Here is a 644-nt window from a genome sequence, read left to right as displayed (position 1 = left end):
GGGACATGAAGTGGGCCGCAAGCGGGTCCGGCGGCTCATGGCGATCATGGGCCTGCGGGCGATCTACCAGAAGCCGCGCACGACCGTGCCCCATCCGGAGCATCGGAAATATCCATATCTGCTACGGGATCTGGTCATCAATCGGCCTGACCAGGTCTGGTGTTCCGATATCACATATATTCCCATGAAACGGGGATTTCTCTATCTCGTGGCGATCATGGACTGGTTCACGCGCAAGGTCCTGTCCTGGCGTCTGTCGAACACGATGGACGTGGAGTTCTGTATCGAGGCGCTACAGGATGCCCTCATGCGCTATGGCGCCCCGGACATTTTCAATACTGACCAGGGGTCGCAATTTACGACACCCCGTTTCACCGGGATACTGGAAGAGCGTCAGATCCGCATCAGTATGGACGGGCGTGGGCGATGGCTGGACAACGTGTTCATCGAGCGTCTGTGGCGGTCGCTGAAATATGAATGCGTCTACCTGCACGCGTTCGAGACCGGATCAGAGCTGAGGGCCGGGCTTGGCAGATGGATCGCCCATTATAACGAAAGGCGTCCGCATACGGCGCTGGCTGGACGAACGCCCGATGAGGCGTATCATAACGTGCCGACGCCATCTGGTCCGGGGTTAACCCCGG

Annotated in this window: 1 protein-coding gene; it reads left to right on the top strand. The window is 58.9% G+C overall.

What is annotated here, in order from left to right; translation table 11 throughout:
- Positions 1 to 644, top strand: a 644-nt coding sequence (locus tag AD928_RS00035) for an IS3 family transposase (RefSeq protein ID WP_062247295.1), incomplete at both ends; no start/stop codon positions are given.

It is taken from the genome of Acetobacter cerevisiae, assembly GCF_001580535.1.
Taxonomy (GTDB): Bacteria; Pseudomonadota; Alphaproteobacteria; order Acetobacterales; family Acetobacteraceae; genus Acetobacter; species Acetobacter cerevisiae.
This window is presented reverse-complemented; position numbering and strand designations above follow the sequence as displayed.